The organism is Nocardia sp. NPDC052254 (genome assembly GCF_040679495.1).
Lineage (GTDB): Bacteria > Actinomycetota > Actinomycetes > Mycobacteriales > Mycobacteriaceae > Nocardia.
The window spans coordinates 14,001-33,887 of record NZ_JBFAUW010000005.1; the positions used below are offsets into that span (position 1 = coordinate 14,001).

Below are 19,887 nucleotides of genomic sequence, written 5' to 3' on the forward strand. Positions count from 1 at the left end.
TTCCCCCGCTCCGGCCGCGCATCGACACGACACGGCGGTGCCGGCGGATCAGCCTGTCTCCAAGGATGTTTCGCCCGATGCGACGAATTCGGACACCTGCGCGTCGCGAACCATCGCGCCTTGCTCGTCCCCGACGCCCGCACCACGAAACGCGTCCAGGGCACCACGGCGAGCTGCTCACGGAGCAGCAGCCGTGACAACCGCCACCGGGCGCCGGCTGCCGGTACCGAATCCGGTGGGCCACAAGCTCGATCGCGACACACCGGAACCTCCCGCGGCCAGACGATCACGCGACGATCCACCTGTCCCGGATGGAGGTTCTGTGGTGCCGGAGATCCCGATCCGGTTGCGGGATCGGGCTCCACCCCGTCCGGCCGTTCGTACGAATGCCCACAGACCCCGAAGGGGACGAGTCGGTCTGTAAGCCGGATCCTGTCCCCGGTTCACACCGGGGGGCGACCATCCATCTGGATGCACCGTTGCCGGGCACCTCAAGCAGCCAACCCGCAGGCTCGGGCGAGCAGCCCTCGAACACCTGCGCAGCCGCACTCCGGAGAGTGCGGCCTTCGACCTTGCTCCGGGCGGGGTTTACCTAGCCGCCCCGGTCACCCGGGGCGCTGGTGCGCTCTTACCGCACCGTTTCACCCTTACCGGCAGACCTCCGGAGAGGCCGCCGGCGGTCTGTTCTCTGTGGCACTGTCCCGCGGGTCACCCCGGGTTGCCGTTAACAACCGCCCTGCTCTGTGGAGTCCGGACTTTCCTCGGCGACGGGCCGCGGCACACAGGTACCCGTTCCCGTCGACGCGGTCGCCCGACCGACTCGTCGCGACCATTGTGCCGTGTCGTCCGTTCCCGGCGCACCCCGGCCCGGCCATGGCACGGTACCGACGGTTACGCCTACAGTGAAGCCCACTCGTCGTCGAGCCCGTACTCGCGGCGGTCACCGGAGGAGAAGGGCAGCGCACATGGGGTTCGGCGACTTCCAGAACGAGATCTACTTCCAGGGCCTGCGCGGTGTGGCGCCGGAGTATCCGGTCGCCCACGCCGAACTCGAGCAGCGTGCACAGGCGGCGATGCCACCGTCGATCTGGTCGTACGTGGCCGGCGGTGCGGGTGACGAGCGGACCCAGCGGGCCAATGTCACCGCATTCGATCGGTGGGGGCTCGTCCCGCGCATGTTCGTCGGCGCGAAGGATCGGGACCTGTCGGTCGAGATGTTCGGAATGACCTTTCCCACACCGCTTTTCATGGCACCGGTGGGCGTGATCGGGCTCTGCGCACAGGACGGGCACGGCGATCTGGCCACCGCCCGCGCCGCCGCTCGCACCGGCGTACCCATGGTCGCCTCGACGCTGACGGTGGATCCACTCGAGGATGTGGCCGCCGAATTCGGGGATACGCCAGGCTTTTTCCAGCTCTACACCCCGACCGACCGCGATCTGGCGGCCAGTCTCGTACAGCGCGCCGAGCAGGCGGGATACCGGGGCATCGTCGTCACCCTCGACACCTGGATCACCGGCTGGCGGCCGCGCGACCTGTCCACCGGCAATTTCCCGCAGTTGCGCGGACACTGCCTGGAGAACTACTTCACCGATCCGGTCTTCCTCGCCGGCCTGGAGCGCTCACCGGCGGAGGATCCGATGAGCGCGGTACTGCGCTGGGTACAACTGTTCGGCAATCCGCTGCGCTGGGAGGATCTGAGCTGGCTGCGGTCGCTCACCGACCTGCCCCTGATCGTCAAGGGCATCTGCCATCCCGACGATGTGCGGCGCGCGCGCGACGGTGGCGTCGACGGAATCTACTGTTCCAATCACGGTGGCCGCCAAGCGAATGGCGGCCTGCCCGCCCTGGATGTGCTGCCGGAGGTCGTCGACGCCGCGGACGGTCTGCCCGTGCTGTTCGATTCCGGCGTGCGCAGCGGCGCCGACGTCGTCAAGGCGCTGGCGCTCGGTGCCACCGCCGTGGGAATCGGACGACCCTACGCCTACGGTCTCGCACTCGGTGGCGCCGACGGAATCGTGCACGTTCTGCGCACTCTGCTGGCCGAAGCGGACCTGATCATGGCGGTCGACGGTTATCCCCGACTCGGGGATCTGACTCGGGAGTGTTTGCGTTCCGTTCACCCGTGAACCGGCCCTGACCGGGGATCCACGTCTGCGGCCGTGCGGGCGACACAGTACGGTAATCGCCCATGGAGCGTGTCGAGGTGGGGTTCGGTTCGGGAAACGAACAGTGTGCAGCGTGGCTTTATCTTCCGGACGGCCCGCCCAAACCGCGTCCACTCGTGATCATGGGACACGGACTGGGGGCCAACCGGGAAATGGGGTTGGATCGTTATGCGCGCAGGTTCGCTGCGGCCGGAATGGGCGTGCTGGTCTTCGATTACCGGCATTTCGGGGCGAGTGGCGGTGAGCCCCGCCAGTTGCTGAGCATTGCCCGGCAACGCGACGACTGGCGGGCGGCGATCGCCTTCGCCCGCACCCTGAAGGGTTTCGACGCGACTCGAATCGCGCTGTGGGGCAGCTCGTTCGGCGGCGGTCACGTGCTGTCGATCGCGCACGAAGACGACTATCTGGCCGCCGTCGTGGCACAGTGCCCATTCACCAGCGGCGTGTCCTCGGCGCTGGCGAAGGGACCGATCGGCGTGATCAAGACCGCCGTCGTGGCCATGACCGACATGGTGTTCGGGCCGATCCGCCGCAAGCCGATCGGGGTGCGCCTGGCGGGACGCAAGCGGTCGGCGGCGCTGATGAGCGCCTCCGACGTTCCCGAGGGATTCGGCCGCCTGGCCGAGGAGAGCGAACACTACCTGCCGAAAGTGTCTGCTCGCGTGGCCTTCTCGGCACTGTTCGATGCGCCGTGGCGGCGCACCAAGAACATCAAGGTGCCGGTGCTCTACGCGGTCTGCGACAACGATTCGGTGGCACCGGTGCGCCCGACCCTCAAGGCCGCCGAGCGCACCAAGCACGGCATCGTGAAGCAGTACCCCATCGGGCATTTCGACATCTACTTCGACGACTGGTTCGAGAAGACCGTGTACGACCAGACCGACTTCCTCGTGTCGGTGCTGCGTCCCTGATCGCGGATTCCCGGCCACACACCGGGATCCGGTCCGGTGACGCGGGCCTCGGCCTCAGAGATACGACGTGTCGTTGACCAGCCGGACCGAGGCACCGCCGTCGGGATAGAACTCGGCGATCGACAACGACGCCAGATCCAGATGCAGCCGGTACAGCAGCGACGGCCCCACCTCGAGAGCCAGCTGCAGCAGCGTCTTGATCGGTGTCACGTGGCTGACCACCACCACGTTCTGTCCCGGATACAGCGCGACCAGATCGCGGCGCGCCGCCTCCACCCGATCGCGCACCCGATCGAAGCTCTCCCCACCCGGGGCGGGCAGCGAAGGATCGCCCAGCCACCGCTGGTGCAGCTCCGGGTCCCGCTGTGCCGCTTCGCCGAACGTGAGCCCTTCCCATTCGCCGAAATCGGTCTCGGTGAGCCCGTCGAGCACCCGTACCGGAACGTTCAGCGCCTGCGCCGCGGCCTGCGCGGTGTCGCGGGCCCGGCTCAGCGGTGAGCTGACGACCGCGGCGATATCGCCCTTGGTGGCCAGATACTTCGCCGCGCGGGCGGCTTGTTCGCGACCGAGTTCGGTCAGTTCCGGATTACCGCGACCGGAGTAGCGGCGCTGCACCGACAACGCGGTCTGGCCGTGGCGCAGCAGCAGCAGCCGGGTCGGGCGGCCGCGTGCGCCGGTCCATCCCGGGCCGGTCGTCTGCGCGGCGGTATCCGAATCCCCTTGCACCGCTCGTGCGTCGGCGGCCTCGTCGATCCAGCTCGGCAGCGTGGCCTCCGCCCCGCGGGCCGAACCGGCCCGATCCTGCGGTGCCGCGGGTTCTGCCCTGACATTGCCCTGCCGCTCCGCGTCGCGGACCTCGGTAACCACCTCGGCATCGTCCATGGCCTCGTTGGCGAGCCGGTCGGCATGCGAATTCTGCTCGCGCGGAATCCATTGGAACCCCACCCGGTCGAAGCCGGCGACCAGCTGCCGGGCCCGTTCGGCGAGCGGAATCATCGCCGCGTGCTTGACCTTCCAGCGACCCGACATCTGCTCGACCACGAGTTTGGAGTCCATGCGCACCTCGACGATGCGAGCACCCAGTTCGGCCGCGGCCGCCAAACCCGCTATCAGACCGCGGTATTCGGCGACGTTGTTCGTGGTGACCCCGAGGAACTCGCGGCGTTCGGCGAGCACCGTGGCACGGTCGGAATCCCAGATGACCGCACCGTAACCGGCCGGACCGGGATTGCCCCGCGATCCGCCGTCGGCCTCGACGATCACATTGCGCACCGTCATCGCCGACACCGTCACAATCCGGACTGTTTGGTACGTACCATGATCGCGCCGCATTCGGGACAGCGGACCACGATCTGCGGATCGGTTCCGGCGATCCGGGAGATCTCACCGCGGTCGATCTCGATCCGGCAGGCGCCACACCGGCGGGCCTGCAGCAGAGCGGCACCGACACCGTGCTGGGCGCGCTGTTTGTCGTAGATCGTCAGCAGATCGGCCGGGAAGGCCGTGACCAGCTGTTCCCGATCGGTGTCACAGCGCTGCGCGGCCACATCGAGATCGGCGACGGCGTCGTCGCGGCGGCTCTGCGCGAGAGTCAGATCCTCTTCGGCACGCGAGAGATTGGCCCCGGCGTGCTGATGGTCGGCCTCGGCGGCCTCGCGCCGCTCCATGACCTCGAGCAGCTCGTCTTCGAGTACGCCGCGACGGCGTTGCAGACTGCCCAGTTCGTGCTGCAGTTCCGAGAGCTGCTTGGCACCGACGCCGCCGCTCTCGAGCATGCCGCGGTCGCGTTCCTCGCGTTTGCGCACGGCGTCGATCTCACCCTCGAGTTTGCGAATGTCGCGATCGAGATCATCGAGCTGGATTTCGACCTTGACCGCCGCGTCCTTGCGTTCGGTGCGCTCGGCCTCGAGCCGCGCCACCTCCTGCTGTTCGGGCAGTACCTGGCGGCGATGCGCGATCCGCGTCAACTCGGCATCGACAGCCGCGAGGTCGAGCAGTTTGGCCTGGATCGGTGGTTCGACATTCAACGCGGGACGTACTCCTCGACACTATGGACGGTTGACGGGCGGCCGCGGTGGGTGCGCGACGCCGGTGCTCAACCGTACTCTGCCCGGGCCCGGTTTCGCCCCAACCCCGCTCGGGCCCGCCCGCGACCACCGCGAACCCGGATGCGCGCGGGCGGTTCGCCGTGCCACTCTCGTGGTATGGCAGAACACCGTTATCGAGTGGATGTGGTGTGGACCGGCGCGACGACCGACCACCGCTCGTATTCGCGTAATCACGAGGTGCTGGCCACCGGCCGCCCGCCAGTGCGGGGCTCCGCGGATCCGGTCATCGGACGGGGCGATCCGGAGCGCTGGAATCCGGAACAACTACTGCTCGCGTCCCTGTCCCAATGTCACATGCTCTGGTATCTGCATCTGTGCGCCGATGCCGGAATCGTGGTCGTCGACTATCTCGACCAGGCCGAAGGGGTGATGAACTCCCAGCAGTTCGAGCAGGTCACTCTGCGCCCGCGCGTCACCATCACCGATGGCGACCGCGCCGAACAGGCCCGTGCCCTGCACACGCAGGCGCACCAGCGCTGCTTCATCGCCAATTCGGTCAATTTCCCGGTGAATCACGAACCGGACATACGCACCGAGTGAACAATGCGGCCGCGGGGCCTCCCCGGCCGGAACCCGCCGCGCATGGCGGCGCGGGGCCCGGTCCGGGCCCCGCGCTCGTCAATCGTCGGCGGCGCCGAGGGTCCACGGATCGGTGCGGACCGTGCTGATCCGGGTCTCCACACCGGGCAACGCGGCGCCTACCACGCCTTCCGCCTGTGCGCACCAAGGGAATTCGCTGGCCCAGTGGGCGACGTCGATCAGCGCCGGACCACCCGCGCGCAGATGTTCGTCGGCCGGGTGGTGTCGCAGATCGGCGGTGACGTAGGCGTCCACATCCAGGCGTGCGACCGTGCCGAGGAACGAGTCACCGGCACCCCCGCAGACCGCCACCGTGCGGATCTCGCGATCGGGGTCACCGGCCGCGCGCACGCCCCAGACCGTGCCCGGAAGTGCCGCGCGCACCCGAGCGGTGAAGGCGCGCAACGTTTCCGGTGACGGCAGCGCGCCGATCCGCCCGAGCCCCAGACCGGACGGCAGGCCCGCGCGCTCGGTGATGTCGAAGGCCGGTTCCTCGTAGGGGTGGGCGGCGCGCAGGGCCGCGAGGACCGCGGCACGGGCCGCCGGCGGGGCCACCACCTCGATCCGGTCCTCCTCGACGAATTCCAGATCACCGACCTTTCCGATCGCCGGATTCGCACCCGCCATCGGCCGGAACTGGCCGGTTCCCGGTACCCGCCAACCACATTCGCGATAGTCCCCGGCACCACCGGCCCCCGCCTCGAACAGCGCCGACAACACGGTGTCGGTGTGTGTGCGTGGCACGAAGACCACCCAGGTGTCCACCGGCGCAGCCGGTTTCGGCTCCAGCGGCCGCAGGGCCGTGAGGCCCAGTGCGCAGGCCAGCGCGTCCGAGACACCGGGATCGGCGGAGTCGGCGTTGGTGTGGGCGGTGAACAGGGCGCAGTCGTTGCGGATGAGGCGGTGCAGCAGTGCGCCTTTCGGGGTGTCCGCCGCGACGGTGTCGACCCCGCGCAACAGCAGCGGGTGATGCACGACCAGCGCCTGCGCGCCCCAGGCGATCGCCTCGTCCACCACCTCGGCGGTGGCATCGACCGCGAACAGCACCCGCGAGACCGGCGCCGCGGGATCACCACAGACCAGGCCGACCGAATCCCAGGACTCGGCCAGCCGAGGCGGGTACGCGTCGTCCAGAATCGCGATCAGATCCCCCAGCTTCGAATCGGTCACCATCGCACCTCCACCGTGTCGGTCGTCGGGAAATCATCCATTCGGCGCGGCGGTCCGCTCACCACCCGGCATCGCCGATCGCGGCGATGAGGTGGTCGACCGCGTCGGGCCCCCGGACCGCCAGGCGCAGGAACCGGTGGTCCAGTCCGGGAAAGGTATCACCACGACGCACCGCGATGTCCTTGTCGGCCAGCTGTTTTCGCAGAAGGTCGGCATCGCCCACCCGGACCAGCAGAAAGGGACCGGCGGCGGGTTCGTGGACCTCGATGCCGAGGCCGCGCAGGCGGGCGCTCATCGCCGCCCGGTCGGCGGCGATCCGGGTGGCGCCCGCGGCCGCCTCGGTGATCGCGGTCGGTTCGCTCGTCGCGGCGATGGCCTCGAGCTGCAGGGTGCCGAGAGCCCAGTGCGCGCGGCCGTGGTTCAGCCGCGCCAGGATCGCGGGCGGTCCCAGCAGATATCCGCAACGCAGTCCGGCCAGCGCCCACGTCTTGGTGAGACTGCGAACCACCACGACATCCGGATACGACTGTCCCGCCAGCGATTCCGGCTCACCGGGCACGGCATCGGCGAACGCCTCGTCCACCACCACGATCCGGCCCGGGCGCCGCAACGCCTCGATCGCCGGCCGTGGATGCAGGACCGAGGTCGGATTGGTCGGATTGCCGAGCACCACCAGGTCGGCGTTCTCGGGCACGTGCGCGCCGGCCAGCTCGTACGGTGATTCCAGCACGACCCGGGTCACCGGAACATTCGCCTCGCGCAGCGCGAGCTCCGGTTCGGTGAACGACGGGTGGATCACCGCCGCCAGCCTCGGGGCCAGCCGTGGCAGCATGGCGAAACCCTCGGCCGCGCCGGCCAGCAACAGGACCTCCGCGGCGGTGCGCCCGTGCCGCGCGGCGACCTTCGCCCGCACGGCCGCGGCTTCCGATTCCGACGGGTAGCGGCCCAGATCCGAGAGCCGGTCCGCCAACCGCTGCCGCAGCCAGTCCGGTGGTGCGGTGCCCTGCACATTGACCGCGAAGTCCAGCATGCCCGGGCGTGCCTCGACATCCCCGTGATGGCGCAACGCCGCTCGCTCCACCTCGCCGGTGTCGGCGGTGGCCACCCTCCCGCTCGCGGCCGTCGGAGCGCGCCGGTGCGCGTCCGCCACCGGCCCCGAGGCAGCCCCGTCGCCGGCGGCAGCGGAGTCCCGGCCATCCCCACCGGCCGCCGCCGGGCCACCGGGGCCGACCGCTCCAGGGCAGCTCCCGACGGCCGCGGCCGGGGCGGGCGCGGTGGTGGCGATGGTGTCGTCGGGCACAGCCACCCACCCTACGTGGCCGTCGCCGGTGCCCACCGGCCACAATGGGTGCGTGGGCGAGCTGCACGTGACCTTCATCTGCACCGGGAACATCTGCCGGTCGCCGATGGCCGAGAAGATCTTCGCCGCGCATGTCGAACGAGCCGGACTGGCCGATCGGGTGCGCGTGAGCAGCGCCGGCACCACTGCGTGGCATGTCGGCGCCGACGCCGATCCACGCACCACCGCGCTGCTGCGGCGGCACGGTTATCCGGTCGGTCATGTGGCCGCCATGATCGGACCCGATCACACCGGCGCCGATCTGCTGGTCGCGCTCGACACCTCGCACGAGCGGGAGCTGACCCGGTTGCGGATCCCGGCGGACCGCCGGCGGCTGCTGCGCAGTTTCGATCCCGGCGCCGACGATCGCGACGTACCCGACCCCTACTACGGCGACGACACCGATTTCGAACTGGTCCGCGAGCAGATCGAGGCGGCCGTGCCCGCGCTGCTGGACTGGGTGCGCGAACAACTCGGTGCCGCACCCGCGACGAGCGGATCGCGGCCGTGAGCATCCTGCGCCGCCTGACCTTCCTGCTCCGGCCCAGCTGGGCGATTCTCGCGGTCGTGGTGGTCGCGTTCGCCTATTTGTGCTTCACGGTCCTCGCGCCGTGGCAACTGGGCAAGAACACCTCGACCTCCCATCGCAACGACCTGATCGCGGCGTCGGTGAAGGCCGATCCGGTACCGGCGGCGGGTCTGCTCGACTCCGACGACGGCACCCCGCCGGCCGGTACGAACCCGGCCGACACCGAATGGCGGCGCGTCATCGTCACCGGCGGTTACGTTCCGGGCTCGACGGTGGTCGAGCGGTTGCAGCACCTCGACGACAAACCCGCCTACGGCGTGCTGGCGGCCTTCCGGCTCGACGACGGCCGGGTCGTACTCATCGATCGAGGCCTGATCGCGGCGGTCGACGGAACTCGCCTGCCGGCCATCGCGGAACCGCCTACGGGACCGCAGCGACTCGAGGGCCGGGTCCGCAGGTCCGAGGGTGTGATCCCGGGTAAGGATCCGATGGTGGGCGAGGGTCTGCGCCAGGTGTACTCGGTGGACACCACGCAGATGTCGAGTGTGCTGGGCATGCGGCTGGCCACCTTCGCGACCGGAGGTCAGGGCGGCTATCTGCAATTGGACTCCGGCGAGCCCGGCGCCTTCACCCCGGAACCGCTACCGCAACTCGACGCCGGTCCGTACCTGTCCTACGGACTGCAGTGGATCGCCTTCGGCGTCATGGCTCCGCTGGGCCTGGGCTACTTCGTGTTCGCCGAGATCCGCGAACGCCGCCGCGATCGCGCGGCCGCGGCGGGGGCGCGGGCAGCGGGTTCATCCGTGCCCGCTCCGGCCGACGGCACGGGTCGCGCCGCCGAACCCGTCCGCGTGCCGGCTGCCGAGCCGGGCACCGCCGCGGGCGCGACGATCACCGAAACGACATCGACCGAGACGACGAACCGGCCGGCCGCGGACGAGACAGCCGGGACACCGCGCCGCACCACCGCCGATCGGCTCGCCGACCGCTACGGCAACCTTCGCTGATCCGATTTCGCTCTCGCACACCGCCTTCCGCCCGGACCGCGGCATCGCCGCCACACCTGGTCCGGTCGATGCCATACCGCGCACTCGCACGGTGCCGACGGCACCGGCTCCCCGCGACCTCACCGGCGCCGGATGCCACGACCGAACGCGACAGCGGCGGCGAGTCCGGCCGCACCGGCCTGTACCGCCTCGGACAAGTACACGGCGCGGCGCAGATCCGCGACCACCGGTGCGGGTCCCGTACCGAGTTCGGGCCGCATCTCGACACCGTGGCCGTACTCGGTCCGGCCACCCAGCGTCACACCCAGTGCGCCGGCCATCGTCGCCTCGGCGACACCCGCATTCGGGCTCGGATGCGATCGCGCGTCACGGTGCCAGGCGCGCAGCGCGTCGGCGGGCCGGCCACCGATCACCGGTGCCAGAACCGCGGTGAGGAGTCCGCTCACCCGCGCGGGCAGCAGGTTCACCGCATCGTCGGTGCGGGCAGCGGCCCAGCCGAATTCGCGGTAGCGCGCGCTGCGGTAGCCGACCATGGCATCGAGGGTGTTGGCGGCGCGATATCCCAGAATTCCGGGCACACCCGCGATGGCACCCCACACCAACGGGGCGACCGTGGCGTCGGAGGTGTTCTCGGCGATGGATTCGAGTGCGGCACGGGCCAATCCGTCGGCATCGAGAACCTCGGGGTCGCGGCCGCACAGCGCGGGCAGCACCGCCCGCGCGCCGGACATGTCCCCCGAGTCCAGCCGATCGGCCATCGACCGTCCGGTCCGGGCCAGGCTCGTCCCGCCCAGCGCGGTCCAGGTCGCCGCCGCGGTCACCGCGATCGTGCCGAGGCCGCCCGTTCCACTTCGGCGCCCACCCGGCCGCACCGCCGCCTCGACGACGGCGCCCGCCACCGTGACACCACCCACCAGAACCGCCGTGTACCCGATCCCCCGCCCGCGCCCATCGCGATACCAGGCCGATTCCAGCGCCTGGGCCACCGAACCGAACAGCGCCACCGGATGTCCGCGCCGCGGATCGCCGAATATCGTATCCGCGGCGAATCCGAGAATCAGTCCCGCCGCCCGCGCTGTTCCGTATCGCACCGGGCGAGACTATCGACCCCGGTCCGGCACCCGATGTCACACTCCCCGCCCGGACATCGTCACCATGAGGAATAGGCCACGCGGCACCGGTTGTTCGGTTTGTCCGCACCCGGCACACCGAGCGACGAGGATGACAGCAGTGACGATCGGACCCGACGAGCTCGATCAAGCGCAGTTGGCGCGCCTGTTCGAGGAGCACCGGCAGTATCTGCGCCGTGTCGCCTACAGCACGCTGGGCAGTCTCAGCGATGCCGACGATGTCGTGCAGGAGGCGTGGCTGCGCCTGCAGCGCTGGTACGACAATCGTTCGCCGGGTGAGCAGATCGACAATCTGCGGGCATGGCTCACCACCGTCACGGGGCGGCTGGCACTCGATCAGCTGGGTTCGGCCCGATCGCGCCGGGAGCAGTATGTGGGCGAATGGCTGCCGGAACCGGAGGTGAGCTCCTGGGACGACGATCCGGCCGACCGTGTCTCGCAGGACGATCGGGTCACCACCGCACTGCTGGTGGTGTTGGAGTCGCTGTCACCAGCCGAGCGCACCGCGTTCGTCCTGCAGGAGGTCTTCGGGATGACCGGTCCGGAGGTGGCCGATGTGGTGGGCCGCACGCCGGCCGCGGTCCGGCAGCTGGCCTCGCGGGCCCGCAAACATGTCCAGGAGGGCACCCCGCGGTTCCCCGCCAGCCGCGACGAACACGAGAAGGTGGTCTCGGCCTTCGCCATGGCCTGGCATTCCGGCGATCTGAGCACCCTGCTCGGTGTTCTCGACCAGAACGTCACCCTGACCGCCGACGGTGGTGGCCGGGTGCCCGCGATTCGCCGGCCGGTCGCCGGTGCCGAGCTGGTGGCCAAGATGTTCCTCGGCTGGTACCGCGCCGCGCGCGGCGCCTGGGCCCGGCTGGTCCAGGTCAACGGCAGCCCCGGGCTCATGGTGTTCGACGGCAGCCATCTCGGGATCATGGCCTTCACCGTGGACCAGGGCCACATCACGTCGATCGCCGTCATGCGCAACCCGGACAAGCTGCACGACCTGCCCGAGGGCGACCCGGACTGGATGCTCTGACGGCGTCTACCGCCGACCAGGATTCACCGGCGGTTACGGCCGGCCGCACGCCGTCCGGCAATGGTCGTGGACCGCGCACGCTGTTCCGCGATCGACACGGTGTCTTCGCCGCGGCTGCGGAGCAGATGATTGATCCGGCCGCTCAACCGGTGTAGCGCCGGGTCGGATTCGATGCGACCGAATGCCTCGGTGAGCCTCCGGACGAGGTCACCGCAGGTGTCGTAGCGTGCGCCGGGGTCCTTGGCCAAGGCCCGGCCCAGCACCGCGTCGACCTCCGCCGGGATCCACCGCCGCCGCCCCGAGATTGTGGGCGGTGGGGCGTGGAGCTGGGCCTGCGCGGTGGCCATGAGAGTGGTCCCGCGAAACGGCGTGGTGCCGGTGAGCAGCTCGACGGCCGAACAGGCCAGCGCGTATTGATCCGTCGCCGGGCAGACGTCACTCGCGCGCAACAGTTCCGGCGCGGCATACGGCACCGATACGACGATGATTCCGTCCACGGCCAGGGCGGGTTCGGGCCTGTGCAACCACCGCGCCTGATCGAAATCCGAGATCTTCACCACCGCCGGTGTACCCGCGCCGACCAGGATATTCGCCGGTTTGATGTCGAGATGGACCACTCCGTTGGCGTGGGCGAAGTCCAATCCCGCGGCGATGTGCCCGAGCACGTCCAGTGTCCGCGGGAGATCGCTGCGCCGGGGTGTCATCCGCACCAGCGCCGCCGCCGTCGTTCCCGCGATGTACTCGTGTGCCGACCACAGCCTGCCGTCCGCTTCGCCGTGTCGATACATGCGCACGATATCGGGGTGGCGCAATGCGGACAGAAGCTCGAACTCGTGCACGAAATGCGCACGCGCCGTGGCCGACCGGCTGTCCTGCGGCCCCAGAATCTTCAGTGATACCGGTCGGGCACCATCGAGTTCCTCGGCCAGATACACCTCGCTGCTACCGCCATGGCCGAGTCGCGCCCGCACGACGAAATTCGCGAATGTGTCGCCGGGCCGCAGTACCACCGGTTCACTATAAATACCTCGCTCGCACACCGCGCCCGGCCGACGTCTTCCTGCTGGGAATTCCGCCTCGTGGGGGCCGGCCATCGATGCCGGACCACCCCGCCGACCTCCTCACTCGGTGGCCGTCCGGATTCCGAAACGCGCCGCGAGCAGACCGTGGGCCTGTGCCACCTCGGCCGAATACAGCTGTCCCGCATCGGCGGTGAGCCCGGCGGCCAGACCCGGATCGGTCCGGCAGGCCGCTCGCCAGCCGAGATCGGCAATCGCCAGCACATACGGCAGGGTGGCGGTGTTGAGCGCGACGGTCGCGGTGTGCGGGACCGCGCCGGGCATGTTCGCGACGCAGTAGAACAGCGAATTCGCCACGGGGAATGTGGGTTCGGCGTGCGTGGTGGGACAGGTGCTCTGGAAGCATCCGCCCTGGTCGACGGCGATGTCGACCAGCACCGATCCCGGCCGCATCCGCGCTACGAGACTGTCCGGAACCAGTTGCGGCGCACGGGCTCCCGGCACCAGCACCGATCCGATCACCAGATCCGCCGCGGTGACCGACTGCTCGATATCGGCGGCCGTGGAGGCCAGTGTGGTGATACGGCCCTCGAACCGATGGTCGAGTTCACGCAACCGGGCCGGGCTGATGTCGAGTACGGTGACCCGCGCACCCATGCCGGCGGCCACCGCCGCCGCGTTCGATCCCGCGACGCCGCCGCCGATCACCACCACATCGGCCGCCCGCACCCCGGGGACCCCGCCCAGCAACAGGCCGGCACCACCCTCGGGCGCCATCAGATGGTAGGCGCCGACCTGAGTGCCCAGCTTGCCCGCGATCTCGCTCATGGGCGTCAGCAGCGACAGTGATCCGTCGGGTGCGCGCACGGTCTCGTAGGCGATCGCGGTGATGCCGGCGGCCAGCACCGCGTCGGTACACGCGCGCGACGCCGCCAGATGCAGGAAGGTGAACAGGACCTGCCCCGGCCGCATCCGCGAATACTCCTCCGCCACCGGCTCCTTCACCTTCAGGATCAGCTCGGATTCGCCCCATACCGCCTCGGCCGTGCGGGCGATGTACGCGCCGGCGGCCAGATAGTCGGCATCGGAGAAGCCGGACCCGAGCCCGGCACCGGTCTCGACCAGGACCCGATGCCCGTGCCGGCCGAGTTCACCGGCACCGGCCGGAGCGAGGGCGACCCGGCTCTCCTGCGGTTTGATCTCGCGCGGAACCCCGATTCTCATACCGCCATCGTGGCCCGGAACCGGGGGCGGTGCCAGGCCGACGCGGCCGCGATTCACATAATGGCAATCAATCGGCAATCGATCCCGACGGGATGATCGGTCTCCCAGCGCTGACATGCGCCCCCGCGGTGTGCACCGGCGTCGGCGGCGCCGACATCGAGCAGCGCCCGATGCGCGCCACCGAGACCGGCCTGGACGCCGCGATCGATCAGCGCCACCGATTCCATCGCGCTGGGCCGGCCGCCGGCCGCACACCGGGCGCAATTCCGGGCCAGCTATGTTGGCCGGCATGATGATCAAGCTGGGTGAGCACGAGCCGCAGATCGACGACACCGCGTGGGTGGCGCCGACGGCCACGGTGATCGGCCGGGTGCGGCTCGAAGCACAGGTCAGCGTCTGGTACGGCGCGGTGATCCGCGGCGATCTGGAGGACATCACCGTCGGCGCGGGCACGAATATCCAGGACGGCTGCGTCCTGCACGCCGATCCCGGTTTCGTCCTGCGGGTGGGCAGCGGAGTCTCGGTGGGCCACAACGCGATCCTGCACGGCGCCACGATCGGTGACGATGTGCTGGTCGGCATGGGCGCGACCGTACTCAACGGCGCGGTGATCGGCGCGGGCAGTCTCATCGCCGCCAACGCCCTGATTCCCGAGGGCGCGCAGATCCCGCCGGGCTCACTGGTCGCCGGCGTGCCTGGCAAGGTGCGCCGTGAACTGGGCGAGGCCGAACTCGATCGCATCAAGCTCAATGCCACTGTCTACCTGCACAACATGAGCACCCATCGCGACAGCGGAACGCAGCTGTGAGACGAGCCACACTGGTCACTCGTCCAGGTTGATCTCTTGCTAGCCTGGACGCAGCATGTTCGCGGTTCGCGGCAGTGAATCAACGCCACCGTCGGCGGGCTGCGCAGTGGGTATGCAGGAGGTAGCACGGTGTCGTACGAGCATTCCGGTATGCACCGACCCAAGGGGCGGATCAGTGTGGCCGATATCGCGGCCCAACCCGGTGGTATCGAGGCGCTGCAGCGCCGTGTCCACGAGTTACGTTGCAGCGGTAGCGATTTTGCGGCGAATGCCATCGAGCAGGAAATGACCGCGCTGAATCTGCAGTGACGGCCGGGGACGGCGCCCGGGTCGGGCCGGCCGGTGTCGATGCGGCGCGATGAGATAATGGCCGGCATGCCTGCTGTTCCATCCATACTGGCCCGCATCCTGGAGAAGCCTCGTTCCGACGGTGAGCAACTGCTCGAGAGCGCGCTGTCGGCATTCCTGGACTTCGGGATCAAGCGCACCAGCATGGGCGAGATCGCGCGCCGTGCCGGCATCAGCCCCGCGACCCTGTATCGACGCTTCGAGTCGAAGAACGATCTGGTCGAGGCGGTCAGCGTGCGCGAGGCTCAGCGCTTCGTCGCCGATATCGAGCAGCGCGTCGGCAGTATCGCCGACAACGAGGACCAGCTGGTGGAGATCTTCGTCGTCTTCATCACCGCACTCGCGCACAACGAACTGCTGCAACGATTGCTGCGCACCGAACCGGAACTGATCCTGCCGCGGCTGACCACCGAGGCCGGTCCGATTCTCGAGGTGGGCCGGGTGTATCTGGCCGACAAGTTACGCGGATTGCGCCACACCGACGCCGACGCGGATTTCGACGCCGATCTCGTCGCCGAGATCATGGCCCGGCTGGCGCAGTCGCTGGCACTGACCCCCGACGGCCTCATCCCGCTGGCCGACGCGCAGGCCGCCCGCGCCTTCGCCAAGCGCACCCTGCTGCCCATGGTCGGCGGCCACGCCTCCTGAGCGGCCCGGATTCACGGGGGCCCGCCCGGGCGCAGTCCGGCACTACCGTTGCGGAGCCCGAATGCGGCGGCGACGCACTCGTCGAGCCGCCCGGGATCGGGTTCGATCTCACCCTCGGCGAGGGCGCGTGCCAACTCGATCAGCGAACGGGCCGCCACGGTGTCCGGGTCCGGAACGGGCAGGCGGGTCACGTACTGGGTGATCCAGCGGCGGCGACCGGCATAGAGCCGATTCCCGCAGACCGCATCGTAGAAGTTCGGGCCGAGTGCCGAATTCGCCACCCCCATCAGCAGATAGGCGATGCGCTCGGCGCCGATATCGGCCATCGAGATCCAGTAGCAGTCGCCGTTGACCACCGCGCCGCTGCGATCGAGCGCGAAGCGCGGCGTCACGCTGATGTCCGGGAACACCACCTTGGGCAGGCACCACAGCCGCGGACGCTGCGGCACCCAGATCTCGAACCACTCCCGCCCACTGCCCACGAGATAGTCGCGGGCGGACAGCATCTGCCGATGCTGCTCCAGATATGCTCGCGCGCAGGGGAATTCATCGAGATCCACCGGAACCCGGCAGTCCTGCGACAGATCGTAGGGGTACAGCACCCGCGTGTCGTGCGCGCGATCGATGCGCCAGGGCTCGATATCGTTGTGGGTCAGCAGCATCCGCAGCAGATCGGCCTCCGGCGGCGCCGCCAGCTCCGCCCAGCGATCGGAGATGAACACCCGGTCGGCGGTCGTCTTGATACCGACCCGGATCGGCGCCACCTGGCCGAAGGTGCGCCAGGTGGCCGCGCCGATCCTGCGCAACCAGGCGTCGGTGTCCGGCCGGGACAGCTGCCAAGGCACCGCGGGATCGAAGGTTCCGGTGAATTCGCTTGCCCGCGAACGCGCATCGCTTCGCCGGACCGGCTTCGCCATCGGGTCTCCGCCGGTGCGCAGGGTGCCGATCTCGACCGCGATGCGACGCCCGGCATGGCCGACCACCGAGGCGTCGCGACCCATCAGGGCCTCGAAGAGATCGGCGGCGGTCGTCGGTTCGAGTCCCGTCTCATAGGTGGTCACGAAACGGCAGCTGTGCGGCGCGCCCGCGCGCACCGCGATCGTGACGGCGGGCAGCACCGCCGCGTCGAACAGTCGCGTATCACCGAGATCGTAGAGTTCCACCGGCGGCAGCTCCGCGTGGAGCAGCGACCGGAGATTCGCACCGGCCTTGGTGCTGAGAAACCGGTTGGCGCAGAGCAATCCGAGCACCCCGCCGGGCCGGAGCAATCGCGGGACGGTGACGACGAAGGGATGGGTCAGGTCGATCCGGCCGGAGAGCCCGAACCGCCGGCTCAGCATCCGGGCGGTCTCCCCGCCCAGTTGCTGGGTGCGGACGTAGGGCGGATTGGTGATCACCGCGTCGAAGGCGGGAGCACTCAGGTCATCGGCCGCCCGGAGAAAGTCGCCGTGCCGCCACTCGAATGCGATCCGGCGCCCCGGCCCGGAGTGGACCGCACCGAGGTCGCCGATCGCCTGCTCGTCCCCGCCCGCCGCGCGACATCCGTCGCTGCCCGCACTTCGTTGCCGCGCCACCCGCACCGCGTCGGCATCGAGGTCGTAGCCGGCCAGTCGCAGCGACGTGCGCGGAAACCGCTGTGCCGCAACCCGGGCCACCGCCAGCAACAACTCGCCGTCACCGCACGCGGGGTCGAGAATCGACAGCTCGGCTCCCGGACGCACATGGGCCAGCGTCCGTTCCGCCAGAAACTCCGCCAGCGCCGGCGGGGTGTAATGCCGCCCGTGCCGTTTGCGTGACCCATCCCCGCCCGGCTCCCTGCGTGCCCTGCGGTCGTGTGCTGGATGCCCTCCCCGGCCCGGCATCCTGCACATTCTGCCCGCCGCGCGGGCAGATGGCAGGCAACTTGGCCATCGAGCGCGCCGCCGCGATCCGGCCGGCGCGCGTGGATCGGCCGCGACCGCTGACCGGCCGGTCAGCGACGCTGGACGCGTTCGGGCGGCGGGCTCACCGGACCGCGTTCACCGAGATAGGTCTCGAGCGCGTCGAGGTCGGTGGGGCCGACCGCGGTATCGGCGCTGTGGGTGAAGACCGAGAAGCCGTCGCCACCGGAGGCCAGGAAATTGTTGGTGGTCACCCGATAGGCCGCCACCGGATTCAGCGGTGTGCCGCCGATCCGCACGGAGTCTCCGACCACCTTGTGGCCCGCGGCGGCTTTGTCGTCGTAGGTGTAGGAGATTCCGGCAACCGCGAGCACCGCCGGTTTGCTGTCGTTGTTCCACTGCTGTTCCAGCAGGTCCAGAATCTGGCGGCCGGTGAGCGTCACCGTGACGACCTGATTGCCGAATGGCTGGGTCTCGTAGATGCTGCCGTAGGTGATCGGGCCGGGGCCGATATCGGCGCGGACCCCGCCCGGATTCATGAACGCCGCCACGGCCCGCGCCGAGTTCTGGGTGACATCGAGCATCGCGTCGGCGATCACCGCACCCAGGGGTGAGTCACCACCGGAGCGGTCCGAGCGCGACAGCGGGGCGGTGGCGGTGCCGACCACCCGCCCGGCGCGCGGTGCGGCCTGGCCGGAGAAGTAGGTGATCAGCCCGGCCGTGGCCGGATCCGGTGCGATGTCGCGGGTGACCACCCGGTTCACCGCGTGCGCGGATACCTTCCCGTCCTGGAACCGCAGGGTCACATCGGTGATCAGCCGGCCGAACGAGGCGGCCTGGGTCACCACCTTGCCGTCGTATTCGCAGTTGTAGGCCTGGTGGCTGTGCGCGGTGAACAGCACCTGGACCGCCGGATCGGTGTGCGCGGCCAGGGCAGGCACATCGGGACTGATGTCTGCGCAGCCGTTGTAATCGGTGTTCTTGGCGGGTGTGCCCTGCGCGCCGCCGTCGTGCACGAGCGCGACCACCGTTTCGGCCCCGGCCTGTTTCATCGCCGGCACCTGGGCATTGATCGCCTGGGCCTCGTCGCCGAAGGTGTACCCGCGAATCCCTTCGGGGAAGACCAGATTCACGGTGTCGGGGGTGACCACGCCCACCACGCCGATCTTGTGGCCGCCGACGGTCAGCATGGTCCACGGCCGCACCCCCGGCGGGAAGGCCCCGCGGGCGTCGGTGAGGTTGGCGGCGAGGAAGTCGAAGCGCGTACCGGTGAACGGCTCCCCCGGTGAGCATCCGTCCGGCGCGCAACCACCGGCGCGCAACCGGCCCAGTTCCGCCACCCCGTGGTCGAGTTCGTGGTTGCCCACCGCGGATGCGACCACCCCGATCCGATCCAGAAAGTTCACGGTCGGCTCATCGTGGAACAGCGAGGACAGCAACGGACTCGCGCCGACATTGTCGCCCGCGGAAACGACGGCGCTGTCGGGATAGGCCGCCCGCAACCGCTGCAGATGTGCGGCGAGATAGGCCGCGCCACCGGCGGTGTACGTCGCGACCTGCCCGTTACCCGCCTGCGGCGGTTCCAGATTCCCGTGCAGATCGTTGAATCCGAACAGATGCACCTCACCGGGCCGTGCCGGTGCGAGATCCGTGGTGGAGATCAGCGCGATCCCCGGCGGTGGCGCGGGCGGCGCCGGATCGGTTCCCCCGCACCCGGTCACCAGCACGAGACTCGTCAGCACGGCGCACCACGCCGCGGCCCCACGTACAAGACTCATATCGTCCGACTCTGACAGACGGGAACGGCCGGCAGGCAACGGTTCGATGAATTCTGCCCCGGAGATCATCACTCGCGCGACCGGGAAATGCTGGGGCCGAACCGGTTTCGCCGGCCTACCCGACGTGGCCTACGGCGCGGTGGCGTGGCGCGCGGGCGGCCGGCCGCACATTGGGTGACGTGGACCGGCCGGCGTCGGAAAGTCACGCGACCACAGT

19 protein-coding genes and 1 other RNA gene are annotated in these 19,887 nt (G+C 69.7%); 9 read left to right on the forward strand and 11 right to left on the reverse strand.

Annotated elements, in window-relative coordinates; all coding sequences use genetic code 11:
- Window positions 1–405 precede the first annotated feature (405 nt).
- Window positions 406–823: RNase P RNA component class A (rnpB, locus tag AB0L57_RS14410), an RNA gene on the reverse strand.
- Between the two features lie 142 nt (window positions 824–965).
- Here rnpB and AB0L57_RS14415 point away from each other — a divergent pair.
- Together AB0L57_RS14415 and AB0L57_RS14420 are read left to right on the forward strand one after the other, a co-directional pair.
- The gene (locus tag AB0L57_RS14415) at window positions 966–2,129 is read left to right on the forward strand and encodes a lactate 2-monooxygenase (protein ID WP_364961428.1); all 1,164 of its coding nucleotides are present in this window, start codon (window positions 966–968) and stop codon (window positions 2,127–2,129) included.
- 62 nt (window positions 2,130–2,191) lie between these two features.
- On the forward strand, window positions 2,192–3,079 hold the full coding sequence (locus AB0L57_RS14420; protein WP_364961430.1) for an alpha/beta fold hydrolase: 888 nt from the start codon (window positions 2,192–2,194) through the stop codon (window positions 3,077–3,079).
- 54 nt (window positions 3,080–3,133) lie between these two features.
- Here the strand turns inward: AB0L57_RS14420 and AB0L57_RS14425 are convergent, their stop codons facing one another.
- A complete protein-coding gene (locus AB0L57_RS14425) occupies window positions 3,134–4,357 on the reverse strand; it encodes a bifunctional RNase H/acid phosphatase (RefSeq protein WP_364962383.1) in 1,224 nt (407 codons plus the stop codon).
- A gap of 11 nt (window positions 4,358–4,368) precedes the next feature.
- The gene (locus tag AB0L57_RS14430) at window positions 4,369–5,106 is read right to left on the reverse strand and encodes a C4-type zinc ribbon domain-containing protein (RefSeq protein WP_364961432.1); all 738 of its coding nucleotides are present in this window, start codon (window positions 5,104–5,106) and stop codon (window positions 4,369–4,371) included.
- Between the two features lie 177 nt (window positions 5,107–5,283).
- Here AB0L57_RS14430 and AB0L57_RS14435 point away from each other — a divergent pair, with 177 nt between their 5' ends.
- Window positions 5,284–5,727 (forward strand): OsmC family protein, encoded by a 444-nt coding sequence (locus tag AB0L57_RS14435; protein ID WP_364961434.1) that lies wholly within the window; start codon window positions 5,284–5,286, stop codon window positions 5,725–5,727.
- Between the two features lie 78 nt (window positions 5,728–5,805).
- Here AB0L57_RS14435 and AB0L57_RS14440 read toward each other — a convergent pair whose 3' ends face one another.
- Both AB0L57_RS14440 and cobC read right to left on the reverse strand, forming a co-directional pair.
- Window positions 5,806–6,939, reverse strand: coding sequence for a Nif3-like dinuclear metal center hexameric protein (locus tag AB0L57_RS14440; protein ID WP_364961436.1), 1,134 nt, complete (start codon window positions 6,937–6,939; stop codon window positions 5,806–5,808).
- 55 nt (window positions 6,940–6,994) lie between these two features.
- Window positions 6,995–8,041, reverse strand: a complete 1,047-nt coding sequence (cobC, locus tag AB0L57_RS14445) for an Rv2231c family pyridoxal phosphate-dependent protein CobC (protein WP_364962386.1) — start codon at window positions 8,039–8,041, stop codon at window positions 6,995–6,997.
- A gap of 247 nt (window positions 8,042–8,288) precedes the next feature.
- Between cobC and AB0L57_RS14450 the strand changes: the two genes are divergently transcribed.
- Both AB0L57_RS14450 and AB0L57_RS14455 read left to right on the forward strand, forming a co-directional pair.
- A complete protein-coding gene (locus AB0L57_RS14450) occupies window positions 8,289–8,786 on the forward strand; it encodes a low molecular weight protein-tyrosine-phosphatase (protein ID WP_364961438.1) in 498 nt (165 codons plus the stop codon).
- Window positions 8,783–9,811 (forward strand): SURF1 family cytochrome oxidase biogenesis protein, encoded by a 1,029-nt coding sequence (locus AB0L57_RS14455; protein ID WP_364961440.1) that lies wholly within the window; start codon window positions 8,783–8,785, stop codon window positions 9,809–9,811. The genes AB0L57_RS14450 and AB0L57_RS14455 overlap by 4 nt, the downstream gene beginning before the upstream one ends.
- Before the next feature lie 119 nt (window positions 9,812–9,930).
- Here AB0L57_RS14455 and AB0L57_RS14460 read toward each other — a convergent pair whose 3' ends face one another.
- A complete protein-coding gene (locus tag AB0L57_RS14460; RefSeq protein WP_364961442.1) occupies window positions 9,931–10,902 on the reverse strand; it encodes a cobalamin biosynthesis protein in 972 nt (323 codons plus the stop codon).
- Between the two features lie 139 nt (window positions 10,903–11,041).
- Between AB0L57_RS14460 and sigJ the strand changes: the two genes are divergently transcribed.
- On the forward strand, window positions 11,042–11,965 hold the full coding sequence (gene sigJ, locus AB0L57_RS14465; RefSeq protein ID WP_364961444.1) for an RNA polymerase sigma factor SigJ: 924 nt from the start codon (window positions 11,042–11,044) through the stop codon (window positions 11,963–11,965).
- Window positions 11,966–11,988: 23 nt separating this feature from the next.
- On the opposite strand, the gene AB0L57_RS14470 is transcribed toward sigJ, so the two are convergent.
- The 3 genes from AB0L57_RS14470 to AB0L57_RS14480 all read right to left on the reverse strand — a co-directional run bounded on the left by AB0L57_RS14470 (window position 11,989) and on the right by AB0L57_RS14480 (window position 14,426).
- Window positions 11,989–12,975, reverse strand: coding sequence for a serine/threonine-protein kinase (locus tag AB0L57_RS14470; RefSeq protein ID WP_364961446.1), 987 nt, complete (start codon window positions 12,973–12,975; stop codon window positions 11,989–11,991).
- Window positions 12,976–13,086: 111 nt separating this feature from the next.
- Window positions 13,087–14,208, reverse strand: coding sequence for an alanine dehydrogenase (gene ald, locus AB0L57_RS14475; RefSeq protein WP_364961448.1), 1,122 nt, complete (start codon window positions 14,206–14,208; stop codon window positions 13,087–13,089).
- Between the two features lie 53 nt (window positions 14,209–14,261).
- Complete coding sequence (locus AB0L57_RS14480; RefSeq protein ID WP_364961450.1) at window positions 14,262–14,426, reverse strand: hypothetical protein; 165 nt, start codon at window positions 14,424–14,426, stop codon at window positions 14,262–14,264.
- A 71-nt stretch (window positions 14,427–14,497) separates the two neighbouring features.
- Here AB0L57_RS14480 and AB0L57_RS14485 point away from each other — a divergent pair, with 71 nt between their 5' ends.
- The 3 genes from AB0L57_RS14485 (at window position 14,498) to AB0L57_RS14495 (ending at window position 16,012) form a co-directional block, all read left to right on the forward strand.
- A complete protein-coding gene (locus tag AB0L57_RS14485) occupies window positions 14,498–15,016 on the forward strand; it encodes a gamma carbonic anhydrase family protein (RefSeq protein WP_364961452.1) in 519 nt (172 codons plus the stop codon).
- 150 nt (window positions 15,017–15,166) lie between these two features.
- Window positions 15,167–15,325, forward strand: a complete 159-nt coding sequence (locus tag AB0L57_RS14490; protein ID WP_364961453.1) for a hypothetical protein — start codon at window positions 15,167–15,169, stop codon at window positions 15,323–15,325.
- Window positions 15,326–15,391: 66 nt separating this feature from the next.
- Window positions 15,392–16,012, forward strand: coding sequence for a TetR family transcriptional regulator (locus AB0L57_RS14495; RefSeq protein WP_364961455.1), 621 nt, complete (start codon window positions 15,392–15,394; stop codon window positions 16,010–16,012).
- Window positions 16,013–16,023: 11 nt separating this feature from the next.
- Here AB0L57_RS14495 and AB0L57_RS14500 read toward each other — a convergent pair whose 3' ends face one another.
- Both AB0L57_RS14500 and AB0L57_RS14505 read right to left on the reverse strand, forming a co-directional pair.
- Complete coding sequence (locus tag AB0L57_RS14500) at window positions 16,024–17,874, reverse strand: N-6 DNA methylase (RefSeq protein WP_364961457.1); 1,851 nt, start codon at window positions 17,872–17,874, stop codon at window positions 16,024–16,026.
- A 110-nt stretch (window positions 17,875–17,984) separates the two neighbouring features.
- A complete protein-coding gene (locus AB0L57_RS14505; RefSeq protein WP_364961459.1) occupies window positions 17,985–19,670 on the reverse strand; it encodes a 5'-nucleotidase C-terminal domain-containing protein in 1,686 nt (561 codons plus the stop codon).
- Between the last annotated feature and the right edge of the window lie 217 nt (window positions 19,671–19,887).